The following is a 23,152-nucleotide window of genomic DNA, read 5'->3' as shown; positions in this document are numbered from 1 at the left end:
CAAGGTGCGTTCTAGAGGCCAGAATAGGCGTGCAGGCCCTTGAAAAACAGGTTCACAATCGTGAAGTTAAAAATCACGGCGGAGTAGGCGATGATCGAGAGCCAGGCGGAGCGCGATCCGCGCCACCCCTTGGTTGCCCGCGCGTGGATAAACCCGGCGTAGAGAACCCAGATGATAAAGGTCCACACCTCTTTGGTGTCCCAACCCCAGTAGCGACCCCAGGCGTGCTCGGCCCAGATGGAACCGGCGATCAGGGTAAAGGTCCAGAACACAAAGCCGATCACCACCATGCGGTAGCTGAGGTTTTCTAGGGTGTCCGCGTTGGGGAAGCTGCGGAGAAACCGTAGGGGTTGTTTGCCGGTGTCCGGGGCGGACGGATCTACAAAGGGAGCGCCCGAGGCTGCGGGCGACTGTGTCTCGGAGAGTGTTGCGGTTGCTGCCATGCCCGCGGCTGCGGTACTCCCAAAGCTAGACCCCGAAGTCTCAGCGGTAGAATCCGTGGAAACAGCGCTGTCGGAAACAGCATTGCCGGGACCCGCGCTCCGACCGGCCTCCCGCTGTTGCGCGCGGACGGTACTGTCGGCCTCTTTGAGAAGGCGCTCACGGCGAGACTGCAGGAGCTGCACAATTGATAGACCAAAGCTGAGCGTGAGAAAGGCAACCGCCAAAACAGCCACAATAATGTGGATGACCAGCCAGTACGAGTCCAGAGCGGGAGGCAGAGGAACCGAGGGGACATAAAAGTTCATCCGGGCAATCCCCAGAAAAACCAGGGTGAGGCCCGAGATGAGGGTTCCTAAAAAGCGCAGATCAACAAAGAACTGCACCACGATAAAGATCGTGACAATCGCTAGGGTTGCCGTGAGGGCAAACTCGTACATATTCGCCCAGGGCACCCGGCCCCCCTCAAGTCCCCGCAGAACGGTGGCGGCCAGCTGAAAAACCCAGCCCAGCACAAGGAGAGAAAAACCGATTCGCGCAGATTTCGAGTTGCGGCGAACACCGTCGCGTGTAGCCGCGGTAATCGAAACGCCGTCTTCGCCCGCACGGTTTGCAAGATCAACCGCAAAGAAAATAAATGACAGCGCATAGATGAGTAGCGCTGAGAACAGCGACAATTGTGAATACTGCTCGACAATTTCTATCACGGTTATATCCTACTTACTCTTTTGCGGGTCATCGCGGGTAATTTCGGCCGTCTCGGCACCCGATCGCCAAATTACCCGCAACAATTTATTCGATGGCCACACGGTGCTTCTCGGCAAGCGCGGCAACAGCACCGTCAAGCGTGGGGTCGTCACCGCGAGCGAGGGCGGCGTACTCGATTCGGATTCCACCCTCGCGTGGAATAACCTTCACCCACACCCTGCGGCGCGGGATAAAGAGGGAGCTGAGCAGTCCAAGCGTTGCCAGGATGGCAAAGATGAGCACCCAGATCTGTCCCGGATTGTGGTGCAGGTCAAAGGACACAAAACGCGGAATCGCATCGAGGGTAACCGTTCCCATACCGTTCGGGAGCTCGGTGGTTTCGCCCGGGCGGATCTCCAGTGTGGGTGTTCCCTCCACGTCTCGACCGGCGATCTTGGTCATCTCGTCGGTGTCAAGCGCGTACACCGAGCGCGGGATTCCATCATTGATACCCAGATCACCCGAATAAACCTCGAGTGTGAGAACCGGGTTAATCAGGTCTGGATAGTTGGAAGCGTAGGCTCCGCTCTCAAGCTCCACCTGGGTGGGATAGATAAAACCAATCATTCCAACCTGCTCCCCCAGACCGTAGGGGATTTTAATGATTCCCAGCGAGGAGAGGTTGGTGTCCTGTGGCATAAAGGGTACGGCCTCCTCAAAGACAACGGCGCCCTCGGCATTTTTCACCGTGATTTTGGGGGCATAGCCGTTACCCAAGAGGTACACATTTGTGCCGTAGAGGCGCAGCGGATGGTTCACTTTGACGGTGTCCTGCCGCTGGGTTCCGTCGGTCTCCGTAACCGTGACGTGTGCGGTGTAATCGATGGCCTGGCCCAGGGCGGTGTTGTTTTGTGTGCCTGGCTCAACGTATTTCACGTCAAAGCTGTCGAGTCGTATGCCGAAGGGATCAAGTGAGGCATCATCAAAGAAACGTCCAGGGTTAAAAGAGTCGTAGTCGATCAGGGAGTTCACCCCGGTTTCACCCTCTAGAAGAAGCTTCTGCCCCTGATAGCCGTAGCCTCCCCCAAAGCCCATCGCCACCAGAACACCCAGGAGGGCCGCGTGAAAAAGCAGGTTTCCCGTTTCGCGCAGATATCCTCTCTCGGCCGATACCGACCACTCATTCCCCCTGTGGTATATCTCTGTTCGATAGTGCTGTTTCTTGAGGATTGTCTGAGCCGAAAGGGTGACATCCTTGGCCATTGCGGTGGCGTCCTCGAGAGAGGCCGCCTCGTTCAGGAGTTCTGTTTCTAAGTATCCCGCCATACGTCGCAACCGAACGGGGGTGCGCGGTGGTCGGGAACGCATGGCCGTCCAGTGGTGCTTAATTCGGGGTATCACACAGCCAATAAGCGAGACAAATAGCAAAAGATAGATGCTGGAAAACCACACGGAGCTATAGACGTCAAAGCCCTGGATGGGAAAAGCATCCAGGAACTCAAAGAGCTCCGGGTTTGCTCGGCTGTACTCGACAACCCCGTTAGGGTCAGAGCTTCGCTGCGGCAGGATGGAGCCGGGAATTGCTGCCACGGCCAGCAATAAGAGCAGGATGATGGCCACGCGCATGCTGGTGAGCTGTCGCCAAAACCAGCGCAGATAACCGGAGATACCAAGACCCACGGGATCTTTGACGGGAGAGTCTTCGCTCTCAATGTGATCAGAGGGGCGCGACATAGCTTCTCATCACCGCCTGAAGAGCAAACATCATATTTGACCACACTCCCGTCACCATGAGCACACCAATAATCACCAACATCAACCCGCCGATAACGTTGACGACGCGTATATGCTTACGAAGGAATTTAACAGAGGACGTGACCCAGCCGAATCCGAGGGCCACTAAAAGAAAGGGAATCCCCAACCCCAGGCAGTAGAAGAAGCCCAGCACTGTGCCGCGCATCGGCGACCCGCCCTGCACACTGAGCGAGAAAATAGCGAGGAGTGTTGGCCCCAGGCAGGGAGTCCATCCGATGGCAAAAACCGCGCCGAGCAGGGGCGCGCCCAGCAGACCCGTTTTGGGCTGCCAGCGTGCTCTCACCGTTTTCTGTGCGAGGGTAAAACTGCCCATAAACACGAGACCCATCGCTATCACCACAACCCCGAGGAGGCGGGTAATGAGGTTTTCCCACTCCAGGAGCCAGGAACCAACGGTTCCCGCCAGAGCCATGATCACCACAAAGATCAGGGTGAATCCGAGCACAAAAAGTGCAACCCCCAACACCAATCGGCGGCGGGCGCGACGCGCCTCCGCAGCATCGTCAGTTACCTCGCCGCTGAAGCCACCCACGTAAGCAAGATATCCCGGGACAAGCGGTAGAACGCAGGGCGAGGCAAAAGAGAGTAATCCGGCGAGAACCGCTATGGGCACGGCCACCCATAGGTCGCCGTTTCGGATAAGTTCGCCAACCCCCAACGGACGCTACTTTTCCGCGAGGGTGTCAGAGATCAGGGTGGAGAGGATGGCCGCGTCGGGAAGCTGTCCCAGAATTCTTGAGGCGACCCGCCCCTCCCGATCAACAACCAGGGTGGTGGGAACCGCGTTGAGAGGAATGGAACTCGCAAAGGCACGCTGCACAGCGCGCCCGTTGGGAGTATCGATAATCGACGGATAGGTGATGCCAAATTCTTCGGCAAATTGGGTGGCCTGAGCCGCCTGATCACGAGTGTTGACACCGAGAAATTTGACGCCCTGATCGGCAAACTCCGTGTTGAGAGCCTGCAGATCGGGGGCTTCCACCCGGCAGGGTGCGCATCCCGCGTACCAGAAGTTCACCACCGTCACGGAACCCAGAAATTCTTCGGAGGAGACGGTACTGCCGTCCTCAATGGTTCCGCTGAAAACAACCGCCGCTTCCCGCTCCTCTACGGGAACCTCGGTGGTGGTTCCGTCTCCGGAAATGTAGCCCTTGTTATCGCCCGCACTCCACTGCTCGGCGAGAGGATCGTTACTACACCCCGCAAGCACCCCCGCTACCAAAAGAATGGCGCCGACCCTGCGAATGCGTTGAAATTTCTGTGTCCCAAGGCCCTTCATATTACCCCCGAAGCTGCTCATACCGCCCCTATGTCTGTAGCATTTGCCATGAGCGGTTCCGCCGGGTGTGAATAGCCCACCTCAAACCACTCGCCGTTACGCCTCGTAAAGGAGGTTATGCTGCTGAGTTCGCAGCGGCGAGTACGCGGATCATGGAAAAGTCGTTCTCCGGCAACACTACGGTGCGTAATCCAGATGGGAGACTGGTGGCTGACCATCACAATATCGCCCTCAAAGGCGTTCTTGTCAGTTCCGTCTGCAACACTCGCCTCAACCTCATCCCAGGCCTCGTCCATGGCCTCGCGCACGCGAGCCGCAATGTCGCTGTAGGGTTCTCCCCAGCTCGGTCGAAACGGGTTCCAGAGTTTGTGCCAGTATCTTATCTGGCGAAAAGCCGCATGTTTTCCATGGTTCGGCAGCCCCTCAAAGAAGTTGGTGGGTTCAATAATACGGTGCTCCGTGATGATCGGAAGCCCGGTGAAGCGCGCAATTGGTTCGGCTGACTCTTGGGTACGCTGAAGCGGCGAGGCGTAGAGCCGTGCGATACGACGGTCGCGCTGCTGTAGATCGTCGGCAGCTGCGGCGGCCATCTCGGCCCCCAGCTCGGAGAGGCGATATCCGGGGATGCGACCATAAAGCACGCCATGGGGGTTGTGTACCTCGCCGTGACGCACAAGATGGAGCTGTTTTTCTGCCACCCCCCTATTCTAGAGACCTTTGACTGGAGATTTGCTGGCCCCGGGCCGTGGGGGATAAAACGGCTTGTTTCTTTTATCGGCAGCGCTGCGTGTTGGTCACACGGAAGGTTAAGACAGTCTCACGCTCCATTCATTACCAGACTTACACGCGAGGTTCCTGCGAATATACATAATAAAAATTTAATAGCAGATTAGTGTGCAATATGATATATGTGTGATGTCTCTTGTGGCATTAAATATATTTGCAAGAGTTCGTCATCTTTATTTCAATGCAACACCAACCCGGGTTTTAGCTAACCCCCCACTAAACCGGGTCCTAGCTGACCCTCATGAAACAAAGAAATGAGGATACACATGTCTAATCTGTCTGCCGATCGGGGGCGCCTGCCCCTTCTCGCTGTAGCCGGCGCAGCGCTTGTCGTTGCCGCCTCCCTCACCCCACACGCTGCCTCCGCGGAAACGACCCAGGGCCCGCTCGGCCCGATCACGGAGAACATTTCGCTGGTCAGTGGTTCCGCCGTACTTCAGAACAAAGGCTCAGGATCGGTCGGCCTGGGAAATCCGGGAGCGCTATTTGAGCCCTCCACCAGCGTTGAACAGCGCTGGGATCTCTCTGACTACGACAGCTCTTCGAACTCCTACGTCGTACGCTCAGCCTCCGATAGCTCCTATCTCGCGCCGTCGGATGGTGACGTAGTCACCTCTTCTGTTGCCGATGGAGCCCGCTGGACCTTCGTCAAGCAAAGCAACGGAACCTATCAGGTTCAATCGGCGCAGGAGAACTCCTGGCTCAGCAATAACACAGCCGCGCGAAGTGTCTCTCTTCAGGAGAAGGAAAAAGCTACCTCCTTTACGGTTGCGGTGAGTGACGTGAAGTTTGTGGTGAAGAACGGACCGGCAAACTTTGCCGGTTGGAACCTGTACACGGCTGGCTCGCTCTCACAGGGCGGTTGGGCTCCCACGCTTGTGTGGAGCCTCGTTGACTACGATGCCGCAACGGATAGCTACCGCCTCCAGGCATCGGCTTTTTCGAACCCCAGCATCTATCTGACCACCACATCGGACACTAACCCCTGGGCAACCACTGCGGACACGCTCAGCACGATGCGAAGCCTTCCGCAAGATGCCCAGGAAGCACAGCGCTTCCAGGTCAGCGAGCAGTCCGATGGTTCCTATGTATTCACCTCGCTCCTCTCGGGAAACAGCATCACGGTCGACGCGAGCACACCGGGATGGCTCTCGACTACGGGAGACAGCCCACTGAGCTTTAGCCTGGTGAAGTAGCCCAACGCACCTTCTCGGTATTATCGGCAGAATTTGCTGTCATAGACCGTATACTGCCTCCGGTAAAAAGTTGCTTTTATTGAGCACTACCCACCGGGGGCGGTATCCATTTCACCCTCAGCACCACCCCAGAAGCGCACAAACAGTAGCCGAACAAGCCTTCGAGGCCCGAAGGATGTAAGATTAGGCGCGTGACTGAACGTATCCTCATCAAGAACTTGTCCGCGCGGAGCGATGGCCCCGTCACCGTATCCGGATGGGTAGAAACCGTGCGCGATCAGAAACGTGTACAGTTCATCGTTCTTCGCGACGAAACCGCCGCGCTCCAGCTGGTTAACGTCGCAACGCGCGAACTCAACGAAGAGGAGCCCGATTCAGCCGCAAAGCTTGCCATCACCGAGGCCATCTCCGGCCTTGCCCACGGTAGCTTCATCACCGTCACGGGCCAGCTCAAGAAGGATGAGCGGGTCAAGCTTGGCGGTCTTGAGGTGTTGATCGAGACCCTCACGGTGGTCTCCGAGGCTATCCCCGAGACACCTATCACCCATGATTCCAGCCTGGACAAGCGCATGGACTGGCGTTTTCTCGATCTTCGCCGACCCGAGCAGAACCTCATCTTCCGCATTCAAAGCACTTTTGTGCACGCGCTACGCACCTACTGGATTGAGCGTGATTTCATTGAGGTGCACACTCCCAAGCTGATGGCTAGCCCCAGTGAATCCCGAGCCGAGCTTTTCGAGCTCGACTACTTTGAGGGCAAAGCCTACCTCGCGCAGAGCCCTCAGTTCTACAAGCAGATGGCTCAGGCCGCCGGCTTTGGCAAGATTTTTGAGATTGCCCCGGCTTTCCGCGCCGATCCCTCTTTTACCTCACGCCACGCCACGGAGTTCACGAGTGTGGATACCGAGATCAGTTGGATCGACAGCCACGAAGACGTGATGCGCCTACACGAAGAGCTCATGGCGGCGGGTATTACCGCGGTTCGCGACAAGCACGGCGAGGCCATCAAGGAGCTTTTTGGCATCAATATCGAGGTTCCCCCTCTCCCCTTCCCACGTATCCCCTTAGAAGAGGCTAAACGTATCGTGGCGGAACGCGGCTACGAGATCCCCCGCAGTGATGCAGACATGGATCCCGAGGGCGAGCGCCAGATCTCGGCCTATGTTAAGGAAACCTACGGTCACGACTTTGTGTTCCTCACCGACTACGCCTCAAGCATCCGTCCCTTTTACCACATGCGCCACGAGGACGACCCCACCCTCACCAAGAGCTACGATCTCATCTACAACGGCGTGGAGATAGCCACCGGCGCACAGCGGGAACACCGCATCGACACGCTCATCGCCCAGGCTACCGAGAAGGGGATGGATCCCGCGGAGCTTGACTTCTATCTTGATTTCTTCCGCTATGGCGTGCCCACCCACGGTGGTTTTGGTATGGGGCTCTCCCGCGTAATCATGCTCATGCTACAGCAGACTTCTATTCGTGAGGTTATCTATCTTTTCCGCGGACCTACCCGCCTCACCCCGTAGGGTGCGATAATTTTTAAAGTCCCGTCGAGACTAGAACGCGTCTCCTGACCACTGTGCCTAGCGAGGACCCATCAGAAACTGATGATTGCGAAACAGAGCAAGGAAGGCTTTGCTGACGGCAAAACCAACGGCCCTGCCAACTCTTTATTCCCCACAAGATTTGACAATCACAGCAATCTCCAGTGAAATTGTTACAGACCAAACAATTTCTAAAGGCTAGTATTATAAATTGAATCTATCAGCTAGCTAATTTTCAAGATATGCGCAACATAATTGCGCTACACTGGAGGGCCCGCTGGCGTATAGTAGGAAAAACAAAATTAATAAACATTCATAAATTATCCAGTATAATAAAGCGTTAACCCTTCTGATTATAAAGGACGCTTTCAATGGAGAGAGGTAACGTTGTCCCGTAAAAAGTTTTCCACAGCAGCCGTACTTGTCACGGCTCTCAGCCTCGTTGTCACAGGCTGCGCCACATCCACCACTAGCAATGAGGGACAGTCCGCAACCGACCTGAGTTCGCAGGGCAGCCAGATAAATCCTCAGCCAGCATCAGAGCTCCAAGACGGCGGCGACCTGCGACTCGTTCTCAGCAAGCTTCCCGAGCAGTGGAACTATTATCACACCGACGGCGCACTGGTAGACACCTCAACCATTCTCAAGGCTGTAATGCCCAGGAGCTTTATCTTCGATGAGAACAGCGAAATCGCCCTCAACACCGATTTCCTTACCAAAGCAGAGCTGGTAAATAGCAGCCCGCAGACCATCGAGTATCAGATCAACGACCAGGCTGTCTGGAGCGATGGAACCCCCATCACCTGGAAAGACTACGAGGCAGTATGGAAAGCCCTCAACAGCGCCGATGCGGGGGCTCTTGTGGGAGACCCCACCGGATATCAAAACATCGAGTCGCTCACCCCGGGTGCAACCGACAAAGACTTTACCGTTGTTTTCAACACAGATTTTGCTGATTGGCAAAAGCTTTTCATGTTCCTCTACCCGGCCCAGCACTACGCCACGGTAGACAACTTCAACACCGGCTGGCTGCAGAACGTTCCCGTCACCGCGGGGCCCTTTAAACTCACCACAGACAGCATTAATACCACCGCCCAAACCGTTACCCTCGTACAGAATGAAGCCTGGTGGGGTGAAAAGCCCAAGCTCGACACCATCACCTTCCGCGCGCTCGAGAGCACAGCGGATATTGACGCATACCTCAACAACGAGATTGATGTCGTTGCTGCGGGAAACACCGACCGTTACTCGCGTGTCAAAGACGCCGCCAATACCGATATCCGGCTTGCGCCATCCAGCCGATACAACCATCTCACCTTCGGGTCGGGCGGAGTACTGGCGGACAAAGACACTCGCCTTGCGGTCCAGCAAGCGATTAATCGCGAATCGCTGGGGCAAACGATCTACAACGGAACCCCCTACAAGTTTGAGCTACTCAACAACCACATGTACCTCAGCACAGATCCGAACTATCAGGACAACGCAACGGGCATAGTTGACTTTGACCCCGCAGCCGCGGCCGCAGCACTTGATGCCGCTGGCTGGCAGGTTTCCGGGGACGTGCGTGTCAAAGACGGCGTCACCCTTGCCCCGCGCATGGTGATCCCCTCGGGAACTCCCGTCTCTCAGCAAATCGCCGAGTTGATTCAAGCCCAATTAGCTGGCGTGCAGGTCAAGCTTGACATTGTGGCCGTTCCCACCGACACATTTTTCCGCGACAATATTACCCCGGGCAACTTCGACATGACCCTATTTGTCTGGGGGGGAACCGGTTTCCTCGCCGACGGGGTGAGCATCTACCAAACGGGTGAGAACACCCAGAACTACGGCAAAATCAGCACCGACGAGATCAATACCCTTCTCGACCAGGCAAACGCAGAACTCAATCCCGAGACGCTGGCTCAGCTCACAAACGAGGCAGACAAGCTCGTGTGGCAGGAGGGTCACTCCCTCCCGATCGCTCAGCAGCCCATGCTCCTTGCAATACGTCCGGGTATTGCCAACTACGGAGCTTTCTCGGGAAATGCTGAACCAAATTGGACTCAGGTGGGCTGGATGAAGTAGCCATACTGCCGCACCACACTGAGGAATACCATGTTCAAATACTTGACCAAGCGGCTGGGTTACTACATCGCGCTCATCTTTATTGGAACCTCGCTCGCGTATATCCTGGCTTCCGCGGCCATGAATCCCCGAGGGAACTTCGAGCAGCGAAACCCCAGGCCCCCACAGTCTTCGATTGAGGCCACACTCACCAATCTGGGCGTCAACGATAACGATCCGCTCTTCGTCAGGTATTTTGCGTGGTTGGGCAAGGTGTTACAGGGCGACTTTGGCCAGACGATCAACAACCTCTCGGTGAACGCCCAGTTCGCCGAGAGGGTGGGGTCCAGCCTGCAGTTACTCCTCCTGGGGTCGATACTCGGTATCCTCCTGGGAGTGCTCATCGGGGTGTGGAACGCGCTGCGACAGTACAAGCTCTCGGATCGAACCGTCTCCGCCCTGTCGTTTCTTGTCATGTCGATGCCGGTCTTCATTCTGGCCATTCTGCTCAAGATGGGAGCAACCTGGCTCAACACCGTCACCGGAACACAGCTCATTAACTTCACAGGTTCGTCAACCCCGGGCCTCGTCGGCGGGTTCTGGACACACCTGTGGGACACCCTCAACCATTTGCTCCTGCCAACCATCGCAATAGCCCTGGGCGGTATCGCGTTTTATAGCCGATACCAGCGTGCCACCATGCTGGATACGCTGGGAGCCGACTATCTGCGAACCGCCCGAGCCAAGGGGCTCACCCGATCAAAAGCAACCTTCCGCCACGCCCTTCGCATGGCGATCATCCCCATGACAACACTTTTTTCCTTTGGCATGATCGGTGTGATTACGGGAGCCACCATGACCGAGCAGATCTACGGGTGGAACGGTCTCGGCAAGTGGTTTATCGACTCGGTTAATAGCAATGACATCAACTCGGTAACCGCTTATTGTGCCTTTGCCGCCGTTATTGTGTTGCTCTCCGGCTTCCTCGCCGATGTGCTGCACGCAACGCTGGATCCCCGAGTGAGGGTGTAAAAAATATGACAGTTCCACAGAAAACATCGTCGATTGCAGATGCACCCACACCGGATGCCGGGGAGAATTCGGCTCACACGGCGGAGGCTAGCTTAGATACCGCAGCTTCTTCCGGCTCGTCTCGTGGTCGTGTCGTGCTACGGCGTCTCTTTGCAAATAAGGGAACAACCATCGGATTATCCGTTATCCTGTTTCTGTTTCTCTTTGCCTTTCTCACCCCCCTCATCAGCCCGTGGCAGTACAACGATATCGACTACGCGGCCCTTAACCAGCCACCCTCCCTCGAGCATCCGTTTGGAACAAACAACATTGGCCAGGACATGCTGGTTCGGACCGCTTTGGGCCTGCAAAAGTCCCTGATGATCGGTATTCTTGTGGCTCTGCTCTCGGCTGTTCTTGCCGGTTTTCTCGGCGCTGCGGCGGGATACTTTGGGGGAGCGATCGGACGGGTGATCATGTTCCTCATCGATTTGCTGCTCACGCTGCCCGCCTTCTTGTTCATCGCGATACTGTCTCCTCGACTCCGCGAATACGGCTGGTTAATGCTCGTGATCATGATCGCCGCTTTTGGCTGGATGATTACCGCCCGCGTGGTTCGCTCGATGACGATGTCGCTGCGTGATCAAGAGTACGTCAGGGCGGCTCGCTATATGGGAATCGGCCACCTCACAATTATTCGCCGCCATATTATCCCGCAGGTCACCTCTTTTATCATCATTGACGCTACCATCGCGGCGGGGGCCGCCGTGATGACCGAAACGGGCCTCTCCTATTTTGGTTTCGGAGTGCAGCCCCCCGACGTCTCCATCGGAAACATTATCTCCGCAGGACAGACAGGAGGCATCCAAGCACCGTGGCTGTGGGGCTTCGCACTCTGCGCGCTCGTGATATTTGTGCTGTCCGCCAACCTCCTGGGAGACGGCCTGCGCGATGCCTTTGACCCCACCTCCTCGGCGGGTAAAAAGAAGCCTAAAAAAGCACGGAAACTCCAGGAACAGGACTAAAAATTGGGACAGCAGCTGAAACACACACCCTCAATTTCTCCTTCCCCCGAGCAAAACGAATCCGTGCTGAAGGTGCAGGATCTCCACGTGAGTTTCCCCACCCCCAAGGGTCTGGTTCACGCCGTCCGCGGGGTAAGCTTTGAGCTTCGTCGCGGCGAGGTCTTTGGCATCGTGGGTGAGTCCGGATCCGGAAAATCGGTCACCTCCCTGGCCTCCCTCGGGCTCCTCCCCGATACCACCGTCATTACCGGCTCCATTCAAATCGATGGCCAGGAGGTACTGGGCTCCAACGACAACCAGATGAGTAAAATCCGCGGGGCAAAGATCTCCATGATTTTTCAAGATCCGCTCTCGGCGTTTACCCCCGTCTACAAGATCGGCCAGCAGATAGCGGAGGCCGTACGAGCTCACCGCCGGGTCACCAAGGCCGAGGCTTGGGAACGCGCGGTTGAGCTGCTCAAGATAGTGGGTATCCCCGACCCGGAACGCCAGGCTCACTCTTTTCCACACCAGTATTCCGGAGGTATGCGCCAGCGCGCAATGATTGCCATGGCAATCGCCAACGATCCCGATATTATCCTGGCCGACGAGCCAACAACGGCGCTTGATGTTACCATCCAGGCACAGATCATCGATGTGCTTCGCACCGCTCAACGGGAGACCGGTGCCGCACTGGTATTTGTCAGCCACGACCTCGGCGTAATCGCGGGTATCGCCGATCGAGTTGCCGTGATGTACGCGGGACGAATTGTTGAGACAGGCACGGTAGAGCAGGTACTCACGCAGCCTCGCATGCCTTACACACTCGGGCTCATCGGGGCCGTTCCCCGCATCGATAACAAAGCGCACACGGCCCTTATCCCCATTCCCGGTGCCCCGCCCCTCATGCTGGATTTTGCGGGAGGCTGCCCCTTTGCCACCCGCTGTCCGCTCGCATACACGGAGTGCCACGCGACCGAACCCGCGCTCAACGATGTTCCGGGCAATCCAGGCACATCCACCGACATCACGGACCCAAGCGGCACTGCCGATCCCGCCGGCTCGACCAACGCCGCCGGGTTTGCTGAACACCTCGTGGCCTGCCATCGCGTGATCGATGTGGTGAAACAAAACTTACAACCGGAAGACATCTTCCCCCTCCCCCACATTGCCGACTCTCCCGCAAACCACACCGATCGCAACACCCTCGCACCGGTTCTCACGGTTGAGGGACTTATTAAAACCTTCCCCCTGGTCAAGGGAGGAGCGTTTAAACGACAGGTCGGAAGTATTTACGCGGTTGACGGTGTTGATCTTGATATCCGCGCTGGCGAAACCCTCGGTTTAGTGGGGGAATCGGGATCCGGGAAGAGCACTACCCTGCATCAAATTCTCGATCTCACAGCTCCCGAGGGCGGTCAGATTGACATGCTGGGGCAGTCTATTAGTGACTCCTCCAGAGATAAAAAAACGATCGCCAACCTACGCCAGGAAATCGCCATGGTGTTCCAAGATCCTATGGCCAGCCTCGACCCACGAATGCCCATCTACGATGTGTTAGCGGAACCGCTCCGCGCCCACAAGTGGCCCGGGGATAAGGTCCGTACCCGCGTTCCCGAGTTGCTTCGTCTGGTGGGCCTCAACCCCAGCGATGCCTCGCGTTACCCACACGAGTTCTCGGGCGGGCAGCGTCAACGCATCTCGATTGCCCGCTCACTGGCGGTTAATCCCAAACTACTTGTGCTCGATGAGCCGGTTTCTGCTCTTGACGTGTCGATTCAGGCGGGGGTGCTTAACCTCCTCTCTGAACTCAAGACCACCCTGGGACTCTCCTACCTCTTTGTCTCACACGACCTTTCCGTGATCAGACACATCGCGGATCGGGTATCCATCATGTATCTGGGACGCACCATGGAAACGGGGCCCGTATCCAAGGTTTTTGAAAACCCTATGCACCCCTATACACAGGCTCTGCTCTCCGCTGTTCCCATCCCGGATCCGATAAAAGAACGCCAGCGTGAGCATATTCTTCTTGAGGGTGACCCTCCCAATCCCACCGAAAAGCAGGTGGGGTGCCGTTTCCGCACCCGCTGCCGCGTTTTTAGCGCCCTCCCCAACGACGACAAGAAACGCTGCGCCACCGAGGTTCCCTCTCCTCTGCCCAGAAAACTCTCCGATACGATCCCCCTTCGTAACGAGGTACCCGATGCTGGGCCGTCAAAAACCGGCTTAGAGCGGCCGGCTGCGGGGGCGCAAGAGCAAGCTGACGACCACACTGCGGCCTGTCACTTTCCACTCGGCCTTACAGCTTCAGAACCCCTATAGGTAACGCCTCGCTCCTTGTTACCCCTTGGTAGCTCCGGCGAGGAGTCCCCTGACGAAGTAGCGCTGCAACGCAAAGAACACGATCAGCGGAACTATGATCGAGACAAAGGCTCCGGCGGGCAGAAGGTGCTCATTACGACCAAAAGCCCCTGCCATGTTGGCGAGTTTTGCGGTAAGTGGAGCAACCTCGGCCGTTCCACCCGAAAAAACCAGGGCCACAAGCAGATCGTTCCAGACCCAAAGGAACTGAAAAATGGCAATACTGGCAATCGCAGGAACCGAAAGCGGAACGATAAGCTTCCGAAAGATTTGAGCGTGAGAAGCACCGTCCACGCGTGCGGCCTCAACCAGCTCGTGCGGAATCTGTGAGACAAAATTATGCAGCAAAAACGTGGCCAGCGGCAGCCCAAAAATGGTGTGTGCTATCCACACGGCTAGGTAGGTGCCACCGATATCCACACCGTTGAAAAATTGCAGCAGCGGAATGAGTGCCATCTGTAGTGGAACAATCTGCAGAGCAAACACCATAACAAAAAGAACTCCCCTCCCGCGAAACGGTATCCACGCAAAGGCGTAGGCCGCCATGAGGGCCAGGGTGAGGGGGAAGATTGTGCCCGGGATCGTGATAATAAAGGAGTTCACAAAATACAGGGCGAGATTGTCGTTGGAGATGGTTGCGTTCCCCAGGACGGTGGTGTAGTTATCAAGGGTTGGCATCCACTCGCTAAAGATGGTCCACCAGCCCTCGCGCCTATCTGCCTGAGGTCGGAACGAGGCGACAAAAAGACCAAAAGTGGGAACGGTCCACAGCACCGCAATAATAATTGCGGCCACAGTTGCCCACCGCGAGGTGAGCCCGCGCTTTACCCGATCGGCACGACCGGGGTTTCGACCACGTATTTTTGCGGATCCGCTGCTCTTCACCGCTGAACTCACCGATTCCTCACCTCGGGCCGCCGAACTCATCGCGTTCTCGCCCTTCGGTACCGAGTTCATGGGGGCTCCTCGCCCCACCGCCGAGTTTGCGCTCATCGGATCTCCCTCTGCTGCCGCAGCACACGCACGTTATAGATCACAATGGGAAGCACTAGGACAAATATGACAACGGCCAGTGCAGCACCACGTCCCCACTCGTTAAATCGGAAAGCCTGGTTATACATATCAAGCGCAACCACGCTGGTGCTGTTGTTCCCGTTTGTCATAGTCCGCACGATGTCAAAGACCTTGAGGGTGGCGATGGTGATGGTGGTGACCACCACCACCAGGGAGCTTCGGATACCCGGAAGCGTGACGTTGCGAAACACCTGCCAACCGCTAGCCCCGTCTATGCGGGCGGCCTCTACCTGCTCTGCGGGAATTGCTTTAATGGATGCGGAAAGCACCACCATCGCAAACCCCGTTTGAATCCACACCAAGACCACAATAAGAAACACGGTGTTCAGCGGCGCGGAGTTGAGAAATTGCACGGGTTCAAACCCAAGCCACACCAGTATCTGGTTAAGAAGACCCGTCTGGCTAAACCCGGGGGAGCGATACGCATACATAAAGCTCCAGATGATTCCCGCACCCACAAATGAAATTGCCATGGGCATAAAAACCAACGATTTGAGGATCTTTTCTCCCCGCGACCGATCAATAAAGATAGCGTAGGCCAGCCCAAAAACCGTGGAGAGCAGCGGGGTCAGCACAACCCACAGCACGGTGTTACGGAGACTGATAAGCGATTCTTCGTTAGTGAATATCCAGGCAAAATTTTCAAGCCCGACAAAGTTGCCCACGCTATCCGTGGTTGACTGCAGAATAGTGCGGATCGCCGGGTACACCAGGCCAATCGTGAGCAAGATCAGGGCCGGGGCCACAAAAGCTGCCAATTGCACGATATCGCGGCCCCGTTTGGGCGCCCGATCCACAAAAAACAGGAGGAGTCCGATCACCGCCAGGAAGATGAACAGCGCCACAAACATCACACCGAACTTGTTCGAGATGTCCTGGACAACACCCCCCTGAGCCGTGCGTGCTAGCTCCTCACTCCTGTACAGGGCAGCACCCGCCACGGAAAACTGGGAAACAAACAACTACTGACCTCCCCGCCCTAGGCTGCGACTACCGGCCGGGCCATGACGCATCTATTCTCCGGAGAACGCTCTCGGTGCTGTCACCGTTGACCCAGTCGACCATTCCCGTGAAAAATGAGGCGGTTCCCACCGCCGCGGGCATCAGATCCGAGCCGTCAAAACGGAAGACGGTGTTGTCATCCTGCAGTATGCGTATCGCCTCCCGGCCTATGGCGCTCTGCGCGTTTTGCGGATCGAGACCCCTGTTAGCACTCACTACACCGCCCAGTTTCACTCGGTTATTTGCCCACAGATCGGTGGAAAGATAGGTTTGTAACGCTTGAGTCGCCTCATCGCTATTAAACGCCGCGACAAATTCGCCACCACCCACAACGGCGTCACCCTCGTCTGCGGTGGTGTTGGGGAGCAGGAAAGCCCACACATCTCCATCCTCGGCAACGTTTGTACCCTCCGGCCACTGCGCCTCATAAAACGATGCCTGGTGGTGCAGTGAGCACTCCCCGTCGAGGATCGGCAGTCCCGCCTCCTGGAACGAAACAGAGTTGATGCTCTGCACATCCCCAAATCCACCATTGACATAGTCGGGATTAAGAAGAATCTCCCCCACAGCGTCAAAAGCCGCCCTGATCTCCGGGGAGTCAAACTTGATGTCACCGGCAACCCAGGCGTCGTATACCTCCGGTCCTGATTGACGGAGAACGTAGTCCTCAATCCAGTCGGTTCCAGGCCACCCTGTTCCCGTCCCAGACTCAAACCCGACGCACCAGGGTCGGTAGGTTGGGCCGGGGGTGTTCCGCGAAAGCTCTGTGGTGATCTTCTGAAGCTCAGCAAGGGTTGTGGGAACCTCTACGCCACGCTCCTCAAAGTCTGCGGGCGAGTACCAGACCCATCCCTTCACACTGGCCATAAGGGGTGCGGCATAAAATGTGCCGTCTACGCTACCGTAGGTTTTCCAGCTTTCCGACCACCACTCGGCTACGTTATCGGCCACAGCCTGCGGTGGGTTCACAACCCCTCCTGTTTCGACCAGGCGCTGCAACAAACCGGGTTGCGGAACAATGGCCAGGTCGGGTGGACTCCCACCCGCCACGCGCACATTGATTTGAGTCTCAAAGTCTTGATCACCGGTGTACTGCACCGTAATTCCCGTACACTTCTCAAAGTCGGCCCAGCTCCGCTGAAGCTGATCGGCCTCAACGTCAACGATACTGGCGTATACCTCTACCGTTGAACCCTCAAAGCTCCCAAACTGTTCGTACGGGGCGCAGTCTACCTCTGCCGCATCCCCGGAATCCGACGGTGCATTATTGGCACACCCGGTTAATACCAGACCCGCCGCGCTCACTAACGCAGTCGAAACTATCCACAAACGCCTACGCGTTGGTATCACTCGCGCTCACCTCTCCTCTTCGTCGAGCGATGTTCCGTGAGTATAGTACCCCTCATGCACGCAGGTACGGGCAACTCAGTACATTAATTCAATACACTAATTCAACGGAACCTTATGAAGTACGCTACGCATCTCCCGCAAGAAAAGCAAGGATTCCCAGGGGCGTCCAGGCAAGAATCACCCGACACGTTCACCAAAACCGCACCCGGCACAGCCGATGTGCTCCTTAAAAATCGTAATCTAATGCACCCGGCAACCGTGTTGAACAGGTAAGTTAGCGACGCTGGAAGCTCTCACTCCACACACCGTCGTCAGTAGCAACCGTGATACTGTACAGACCGACACGGGCAGCATCAAAAACCTGACTCCCCTGAACCTCAGTCTTGTGAAGAACTTTCCCGTCCCACTCATATGTCACCACACAGGACGAACCACTAGTGTTCACCGCACTAAAAATGTTTTCTTGAGCACTCGTTTTGTAGGAGACGTTACAGCTACCGCTTCCAGCCGCACCTGAGACAACAGGAACAACACTCTCCGCCGTGGGCCCGGGCTCTTGCTGAGTCTGGGGTTCCTCCACCGGCTCCGCTGCCGCGGATGGCTCTCTGGGAGCTCCCGCATCCTGCTCCACCTCCTGACCCGGCATAAAGAAAACCGCAGCGGCCACCGCTACACCGACTACCGCAGCAGTTACGCCAGCTATTGCGGGCACCGACCTACCAGCACCCAGGTGCAGAAGCCCTCCGGAAAGTTTAGTCTCTTCGGTGGCGATAAGTGTTCGCCCCGCCACAAGCGCGCCCGCACCCGCAAAGGGCAGCGCTGCGAGAAAACGCTGCGCCACGTGGCTCACCTCTTCGACGATAGCGGGACAGGTATCGCACGTCTTCAGGTGCTCCTCAACGGCTTTCCTCTTGCTTTTGCTCAGCAAGCCCGCGGCATAGTCGCCATAGGATGCCGCGTACTCTCGACACTCTGGACGAACCAGAGCGCGCGAAAGCTGCTCCAGGTAACGTGCACGGAGCTGAGCTCGTGCCCGCTGGTACATGACGCTCAAATTCTTTGGAGGAATATCGAGAAGTTCTGCTACCTCCCTGATGGGCATCTGCTCAACGTCTCGGTACCAAATTATTTTCTGGTTCTTCTCGCTCAGGCTATTAAAAGCGTCTATCACCTCACCCGGGCTATTATCCTCGTGATACTGATCACCCGTGCCCTCAATGAGGGTGGCCATGGTGGTTTCGTCAACCGGGTTTTCTCTGTTTCGCGATCGATCACTGATGATTGATCGGATCGTCGTCGCAAGATATAGACCGAATGAGAGAGTCGGACCCTTCCCCCGGTTAAGCGCTTCAAATACCTTAGTGAAGGCCTCACTCGTTACCTCTTCGGCCACGTCACGCTCACCCACAAGACGGTAGGCTATGCGAATTCCTCGTCCGTAGTGATTCTGATAGAGAGCTTTTGCCGCTGCCTGTTCTCCCCGACGCCAACCCCTAATAAGTTCGGCATCATCGTGAAACTCCTGAGTGTTATCCTCGCTGGGAAGATAGTCCCCGCCACTATCCTTGATCTCCTCGCCCCGGCGCGCCGTCAGTTCTTCTTCCACCCTAATTCACCCCGCAAATTTATTTACTCAGCCCCAGAGCTCAACCCATGAAATACAACACGCAGAGCCCCTACGAGCAAACATAGACTCACTGTCTCTGCTCGATCTGCCCCTGGCTACTTTTATATTCCCCGCTCAAGCCTCAGCAAGACAGTGCCTTTATAAGTGTATAAAAATCTGCTTACTTCGCTATCCTTACACATGAAAGTCTCAGTTAAAAGCCAAAAGCGGCCCGCACACATGCGAGCCGCTTCTGGGAGTTACTTACTTACGCAAGCTTTACGCCAGCACCAGCCTCTTCAAGCTTGGCCTTTGCCGCGTCAGCGGCATCCTTGGCGACGCCCTCCAGGATGGGAGCGGGAGCCGACTCTACAAGAGCCTTTGCCTCGCCCAGTCCCAGGCTGGTGAGTTCACGCACAACCTTGATAACCTGGATCTTCTTGTCGCCTGCCGACTCGAGAACAACGTCAAACGAGTCCTTCTCCTCAGCGGCAGCAGCGTCTCCACCGGCACCGCCAGCGGCGGGAGCGGCAGCAACGGCCACGGGGGCAGCGGCAGAAACCTCGAAGGTTTCCTCAAACGCTTTAACGAACTCGGAAAGCTCGATAAGGGTCAGTTCCTTGAACTGCTCAAGCAGTTCTTCGGTTGACAGCTTTGCCATAATATTTCTCCTTGTGATTTTTGCCCGATCCGCGTGTGCGAGACGAGCGGGGTTTCTGTCTGCGATTTATACCGGCCACGAAGTGACTAGCTTGCAGACTCCTGCTTGTCGCGCAACGCGCCGACCGCACGAGCGGCTCCGGCAAGCGGTGCGTTGAACAGATATGCGGCTCCGAACAGCGAAGCCTTGAAGGCGCCGGCAAGCTTGCCGAGCAGAACTTCACGAGATTCGAGGTTGGCGAGCTTGCCCACCTCTTCCGCGGTGAGGGGCTTACCGTCAAAGTAGCCTCCCTTGATCACCAAAAGCGGGTTTGCCTTGGCGAAGTCGCGCAGACCCTTTGCAACGGCGACGGGGTCTCCGTGTACAAATGCAATAGCGGTGGGTCCAACAAGATCGGCATCAAACGACGTGATTCCCGCGTTATTGGCCGCAATCTTGGTGAGCGTGTTCTTCGACACGGCATATGTTGCGTGCTCACGAATGGAAACGCGCAGCTCCTTGAGCTGTGCAACCGTGAGACCGCGGTACTCGGTTAGCAATACGGCAGTTGACTCTTCAAAGCTCTTTTGAAGGTCAGCGACCGCGGCTTCCTTTGTAGCCATGATGCTCCCTATGCTTAGTCTTCTTGCCGCTCCACGGTTGTGGAGCGATACCAAAGTCCTCGCAATAAAAAAGCTCCGGTGCGGGGCACTGGAGCTGGGTCGGGATGCACTAACATCCGTTCTTTCGTTTCAATACACCTGCGCGGGCTTCGCTTTGCGATTCTTCGTGCTGCCCACGGCGGGGAAGCAACCAGCGGTCTTTGGCCAAGGAAAATGCTATCGCACTGCAACAGAGACTGTCAAACAGCCGGTCCCCGTCGCAGGCGCCCACACCGCAGAAGGGGTCCCCGACCGCCACTTCACAGGGAAGATGAACAGTACCGAAAAACGGTCTTCTTATTCAGCACGCTATCCGTGTTTGTACTAGTGCAGCGGCAGGTCGGTGACAAAGTCCCATGCTTCGTTTGTCAGGAAGAAACTGTGTGGGTCGGTCTGCGCGTCAGGATGATCCCTCCACACAGCATTTGAAAACTCAGCGTGGCTGCTCCAGTGGCTTTTAGGGACCGGCTGCATGGGATGATCCCGCAACCAGGTTTGTGTTGCAACAGGGAGTTTGTTCCACCAGGCGAAATGATCCACCGCCGGATCCTCACCAGGAACCCCCTTATGGTTTCCCTCATTATGCTTAGTCATAAGTTCATAATAAACCCAAAAATCATAGCAAATCTAGAGATTCTTAGGGCTGTTAACCCTCCTGACAGCGCCCGTGTACTACTACGCCGACTGTGCATCCAGCGGCCCGACAGCCCAGTACACGAGCGCCTGTCGTTCCCCACCCGTTGTGTGAACGATCGTCGTCCTCGCGCAACCGCTATCCCAAAACAATCATCATCGACATATCCTCGACGGACACCACGCAGTATTAGAGACCGGACACGGTTCGGGCGTACACCCAGACCAATCACTATCCTCAACGTCCGAGAAGGGAGCGATCCGCACTCGGCCACACCTGAAGTCATCCGCTCAGAGCAGCGCACCTCCGGTAGCATCGATCCATTGCCCGGTAACCCAGCGGGCATCGTCAGAGGCGAGAAATGTGACGATACTGGCGATATCCTCCGGTTGCGCGATGCGACCCAAAGGGGAGCGCGATGCGATGGCTTCGCGTCCCTCAGGTGTGGCGAGTCGGGATGCATTCATGTCGGTATCAGTCGCACCGGGACCTACAGCGTTGACGGTAATGCCGCGTGGGCCAAGATGTTTTGCCAGCGCCTCCGTAAAAGCGTCGATCGCAGCCTTGGACATTGAGTAAGCCAACAGGTCGGGGTTACGTGAGCCATGGGTAAAAGAGGTAGAAACGTTAATGATTCGCCCGCCGTCGCGCAGGCGGGTCAGTCCGTGCTGGACAATAAAGAAAGGAGCTTTGGTGTTGACAGCAAATACCTCGTCGTAGTCGGTCTCAGTCACCTCTGAATATCGCACTCGTCCGCCGAGTATACCCGCGTTGTTGACAATGATGTCCACTCCGTCAGCGTAGCGGTCGAAGGCAGCCCAGAGAGATGCCGCATCGCCCGGCGTTCCGAGACTTGCCCGGAACGCGAACGCCTGACCGCCCTGTGCCTCAAGTTCCTCAACTAACCGATGTGCGGCGTCGGCGCTGGTGTTGTAATGCACCGCCACCCGAGCACCCTCGATTGCGAGGTTTATGGCGATAGCACGACCAATCCCTCGCCCTGCACCCGTAATCAGCGCAGTCTTCCCATCAAGTCTCGCCATCCCATTCTCCTTTTTGTATCAACTGCTAGATAAATTGACTTTAGTAGTTTATCTAGCGATCGATATAAAATAAAGGCATGATTTCCACGACGACAGGCAAAGCGACACCGGGAAGGCCTCGTGGTTTCGACCGAGACGTTGCCTTAGATCGAGCAATCCGCCTGTTCTGGCGCAAGGGATACGAAACAACCAGCATGCGTGACCTCAGCGAGGAACTCGGAATCGGACAGCCCAGTCTCTACAATGCCTTTGGTAACAAGCGAACCCTCTTCGACGAGGTATTAAAAGCCTACGAACTCAAGTACGGCGAGTTCATCGATACCGCATTGAACGAAGAAACCACCGCGGTGCTGGCGATGCAACGTATCCTAGCCGAAGCCCCTGCAAGGTACACCCGACGCGGATTACCGCGCGGCTGCCTTGTTGCCAGTGGCGACGCCGGCAGCGACAACCTAGAGGTGCGCGCGATGATGTCACGTATCCGCGAGAACAAGACAACCCGCCTCAGGCACAAGCTTGAATCCGACATCACCGCAGGAAACTTAGCGGATGGTCTCGATGCAGCAGGATTAGCAGGCTACGTAATGTCAGTACTCAGCGGACTCGCGCAGCGTGCGTGTGACGGCGCTACACCAAAAGAAATTGCAAACATCGCAAACATCGCAGCTAAAGCGCTTCCAGAGACGATGTCTTAGCCGAAGTGCGGCGCAATCGATACAGCCAGCGAGAGCCATCCGCAACGCACTGGCAGCCGCGACAAAACCGACCAGAATACAACCTCGCATTCGCCTAGATCGTCGATCTAACAGCTGCAAGGGCGAACCTCACATAGGGGGCGAAAGCCGTCATGAGCTTAGAAGGTTCGCTCACCTACATGCACACCGATACCACACAGGTCACCATGACTTGACCTGCTGCGTCCCAGCTTTACTTCGCAAAAACCACACCTGAATCATCGAAAAACA

Annotated in this window: 20 protein-coding genes; 7 read left to right on the top strand and 13 right to left on the bottom strand. The window is 56.4% G+C overall.

The features are described 5' to 3' along the window. Window positions 1-11 precede the first annotated feature (11 nt). The 5 genes from ccsB to FrondiHNR_RS02445 all read right to left on the bottom strand — a co-directional run bounded on the left by ccsB (window position 12) and on the right by FrondiHNR_RS02445 (window position 4,920). Entirely contained in the window at window positions 12-1,148 is a 1,137-nt protein-coding gene (gene ccsB / locus FrondiHNR_RS02465) for a c-type cytochrome biogenesis protein CcsB (protein ID WP_279353664.1), read from the bottom strand. A gap of 85 nt (window positions 1,149-1,233) precedes the next feature. Beyond that, window positions 1,234-2,862 carry a cytochrome c biogenesis protein ResB gene (locus FrondiHNR_RS02460; protein ID WP_279353663.1) on the bottom strand — a complete coding sequence of 543 codons (1,629 nt, stop codon included), beginning with the start codon at window positions 2,860-2,862 and terminating at the stop codon, window positions 1,234-1,236. After that, the gene (locus FrondiHNR_RS02455) at window positions 2,846-3,601 is read right to left on the bottom strand and encodes a cytochrome c biogenesis CcdA family protein (protein WP_279353662.1); all 756 of its coding nucleotides are present in this window, start codon (window positions 3,599-3,601) and stop codon (window positions 2,846-2,848) included. The genes FrondiHNR_RS02460 and FrondiHNR_RS02455 overlap by 17 nt, the downstream gene beginning before the upstream one ends. A 6-nt stretch (window positions 3,602-3,607) precedes the next feature. Then, entirely contained in the window at window positions 3,608-4,243 is a 636-nt protein-coding gene (locus FrondiHNR_RS02450) for a TlpA disulfide reductase family protein (protein WP_279353661.1), read from the bottom strand. After that, the gene (locus FrondiHNR_RS02445) at window positions 4,240-4,920 is read right to left on the bottom strand and encodes a histidine phosphatase family protein (RefSeq protein ID WP_279353660.1); all 681 of its coding nucleotides are present in this window, start codon (window positions 4,918-4,920) and stop codon (window positions 4,240-4,242) included. The genes FrondiHNR_RS02450 and FrondiHNR_RS02445 overlap by 4 nt, the downstream gene beginning before the upstream one ends. Before the next feature lie 354 nt (window positions 4,921-5,274). Between FrondiHNR_RS02445 and FrondiHNR_RS02440 the strand changes: the two genes are divergently transcribed. From FrondiHNR_RS02440 to FrondiHNR_RS02415, 6 genes are all read left to right on the top strand, one after another. Then, window positions 5,275-6,204 (top strand): hypothetical protein, encoded by a 930-nt coding sequence (locus FrondiHNR_RS02440; protein WP_279353659.1) that lies wholly within the window; start codon window positions 5,275-5,277, stop codon window positions 6,202-6,204. Between the two features lie 191 nt (window positions 6,205-6,395). Further along, window positions 6,396-7,736 carry an aspartate--tRNA(Asn) ligase gene (gene aspS / locus FrondiHNR_RS02435; RefSeq protein ID WP_279353658.1) on the top strand — a complete coding sequence of 447 codons (1,341 nt, stop codon included), beginning with the start codon at window positions 6,396-6,398 and terminating at the stop codon, window positions 7,734-7,736. 405 nt (window positions 7,737-8,141) lie between these two features. After that, window positions 8,142-9,818, top strand: coding sequence for an ABC transporter family substrate-binding protein (locus FrondiHNR_RS02430; protein WP_279353657.1), 1,677 nt, complete (start codon window positions 8,142-8,144; stop codon window positions 9,816-9,818). Window positions 9,819-9,848: 30 nt separating this feature from the next. Continuing rightward, window positions 9,849-10,829 carry an ABC transporter permease gene (locus tag FrondiHNR_RS02425; RefSeq protein ID WP_279353656.1) on the top strand — a complete coding sequence of 327 codons (981 nt, stop codon included), beginning with the start codon at window positions 9,849-9,851 and terminating at the stop codon, window positions 10,827-10,829. Between the two features lie 5 nt (window positions 10,830-10,834). Further along, entirely contained in the window at window positions 10,835-11,833 is a 999-nt protein-coding gene (locus FrondiHNR_RS02420; protein WP_279353655.1) for an ABC transporter permease, read from the top strand. Between the two features lie 63 nt (window positions 11,834-11,896). Further along, window positions 11,897-14,137 (top strand): ABC transporter ATP-binding protein, encoded by a 2,241-nt coding sequence (locus tag FrondiHNR_RS02415; protein ID WP_347567118.1) that lies wholly within the window; start codon window positions 11,897-11,899, stop codon window positions 14,135-14,137. An 18-nt stretch (window positions 14,138-14,155) separates the two neighbouring features. On the opposite strand, the gene FrondiHNR_RS02410 is transcribed toward FrondiHNR_RS02415, so the two are convergent. The 8 genes from FrondiHNR_RS02410 to FrondiHNR_RS02375 form a co-directional block, all read right to left on the bottom strand. Continuing rightward, window positions 14,156-15,169, bottom strand: coding sequence for a carbohydrate ABC transporter permease (locus FrondiHNR_RS02410; protein WP_279353653.1), 1,014 nt, complete (start codon window positions 15,167-15,169; stop codon window positions 14,156-14,158). Then, the gene (locus FrondiHNR_RS02405; protein ID WP_279354452.1) at window positions 15,166-16,101 is read right to left on the bottom strand and encodes a sugar ABC transporter permease; all 936 of its coding nucleotides are present in this window, start codon (window positions 16,099-16,101) and stop codon (window positions 15,166-15,168) included. Before FrondiHNR_RS02405 ends, FrondiHNR_RS02410 begins: the two co-directional genes overlap by 4 nt. Before the next feature lie 139 nt (window positions 16,102-16,240). After that, window positions 16,241-17,581: an extracellular solute-binding protein gene (locus FrondiHNR_RS02400; RefSeq protein ID WP_279353652.1), complete on the bottom strand. Its 1,341-nt coding sequence runs from the start codon at window positions 17,579-17,581 to the stop codon at window positions 16,241-16,243. Between the two features lie 295 nt (window positions 17,582-17,876). Beyond that, a complete protein-coding gene (locus FrondiHNR_RS02395; RefSeq protein WP_279353651.1) occupies window positions 17,877-19,208 on the bottom strand; it encodes a sigma-70 family RNA polymerase sigma factor in 1,332 nt (443 codons plus the stop codon). A 268-nt stretch (window positions 19,209-19,476) separates the two neighbouring features. After that, a complete protein-coding gene (gene rplL, locus FrondiHNR_RS02390; protein ID WP_279353650.1) occupies window positions 19,477-19,869 on the bottom strand; it encodes a 50S ribosomal protein L7/L12 in 393 nt (130 codons plus the stop codon). A gap of 86 nt (window positions 19,870-19,955) precedes the next feature. Continuing rightward, complete coding sequence (rplJ, locus tag FrondiHNR_RS02385) at window positions 19,956-20,471, bottom strand: 50S ribosomal protein L10 (protein ID WP_279353649.1); 516 nt, start codon at window positions 20,469-20,471, stop codon at window positions 19,956-19,958. Window positions 20,472-20,834: 363 nt separating this feature from the next. Continuing rightward, complete coding sequence (locus tag FrondiHNR_RS02380) at window positions 20,835-21,104, bottom strand: hypothetical protein (protein WP_279353648.1); 270 nt, start codon at window positions 21,102-21,104, stop codon at window positions 20,835-20,837. Window positions 21,105-21,434: 330 nt separating this feature from the next. Further along, entirely contained in the window at window positions 21,435-22,187 is a 753-nt protein-coding gene (locus FrondiHNR_RS02375) for an SDR family oxidoreductase (RefSeq protein WP_279353647.1), read from the bottom strand. Between the two features lie 77 nt (window positions 22,188-22,264). Here FrondiHNR_RS02375 and FrondiHNR_RS02370 point away from each other — a divergent pair, with 77 nt between their 5' ends. After that, a complete protein-coding gene (locus tag FrondiHNR_RS02370) occupies window positions 22,265-22,882 on the top strand; it encodes a TetR/AcrR family transcriptional regulator (protein ID WP_279353646.1) in 618 nt (205 codons plus the stop codon). Window positions 22,883-23,152: the final 270 nt, after the last annotated feature.

The organism is Lysinibacter sp. HNR, assembly GCF_029760935.1.
In the GTDB taxonomy this organism is placed as follows: domain Bacteria; phylum Actinomycetota; class Actinomycetes; order Actinomycetales; family Microbacteriaceae; genus HNR.
The sequence above is the reverse complement of the archived record's forward strand: the minus strand, read 5'-3'. Positions and strand labels throughout refer to the sequence as shown.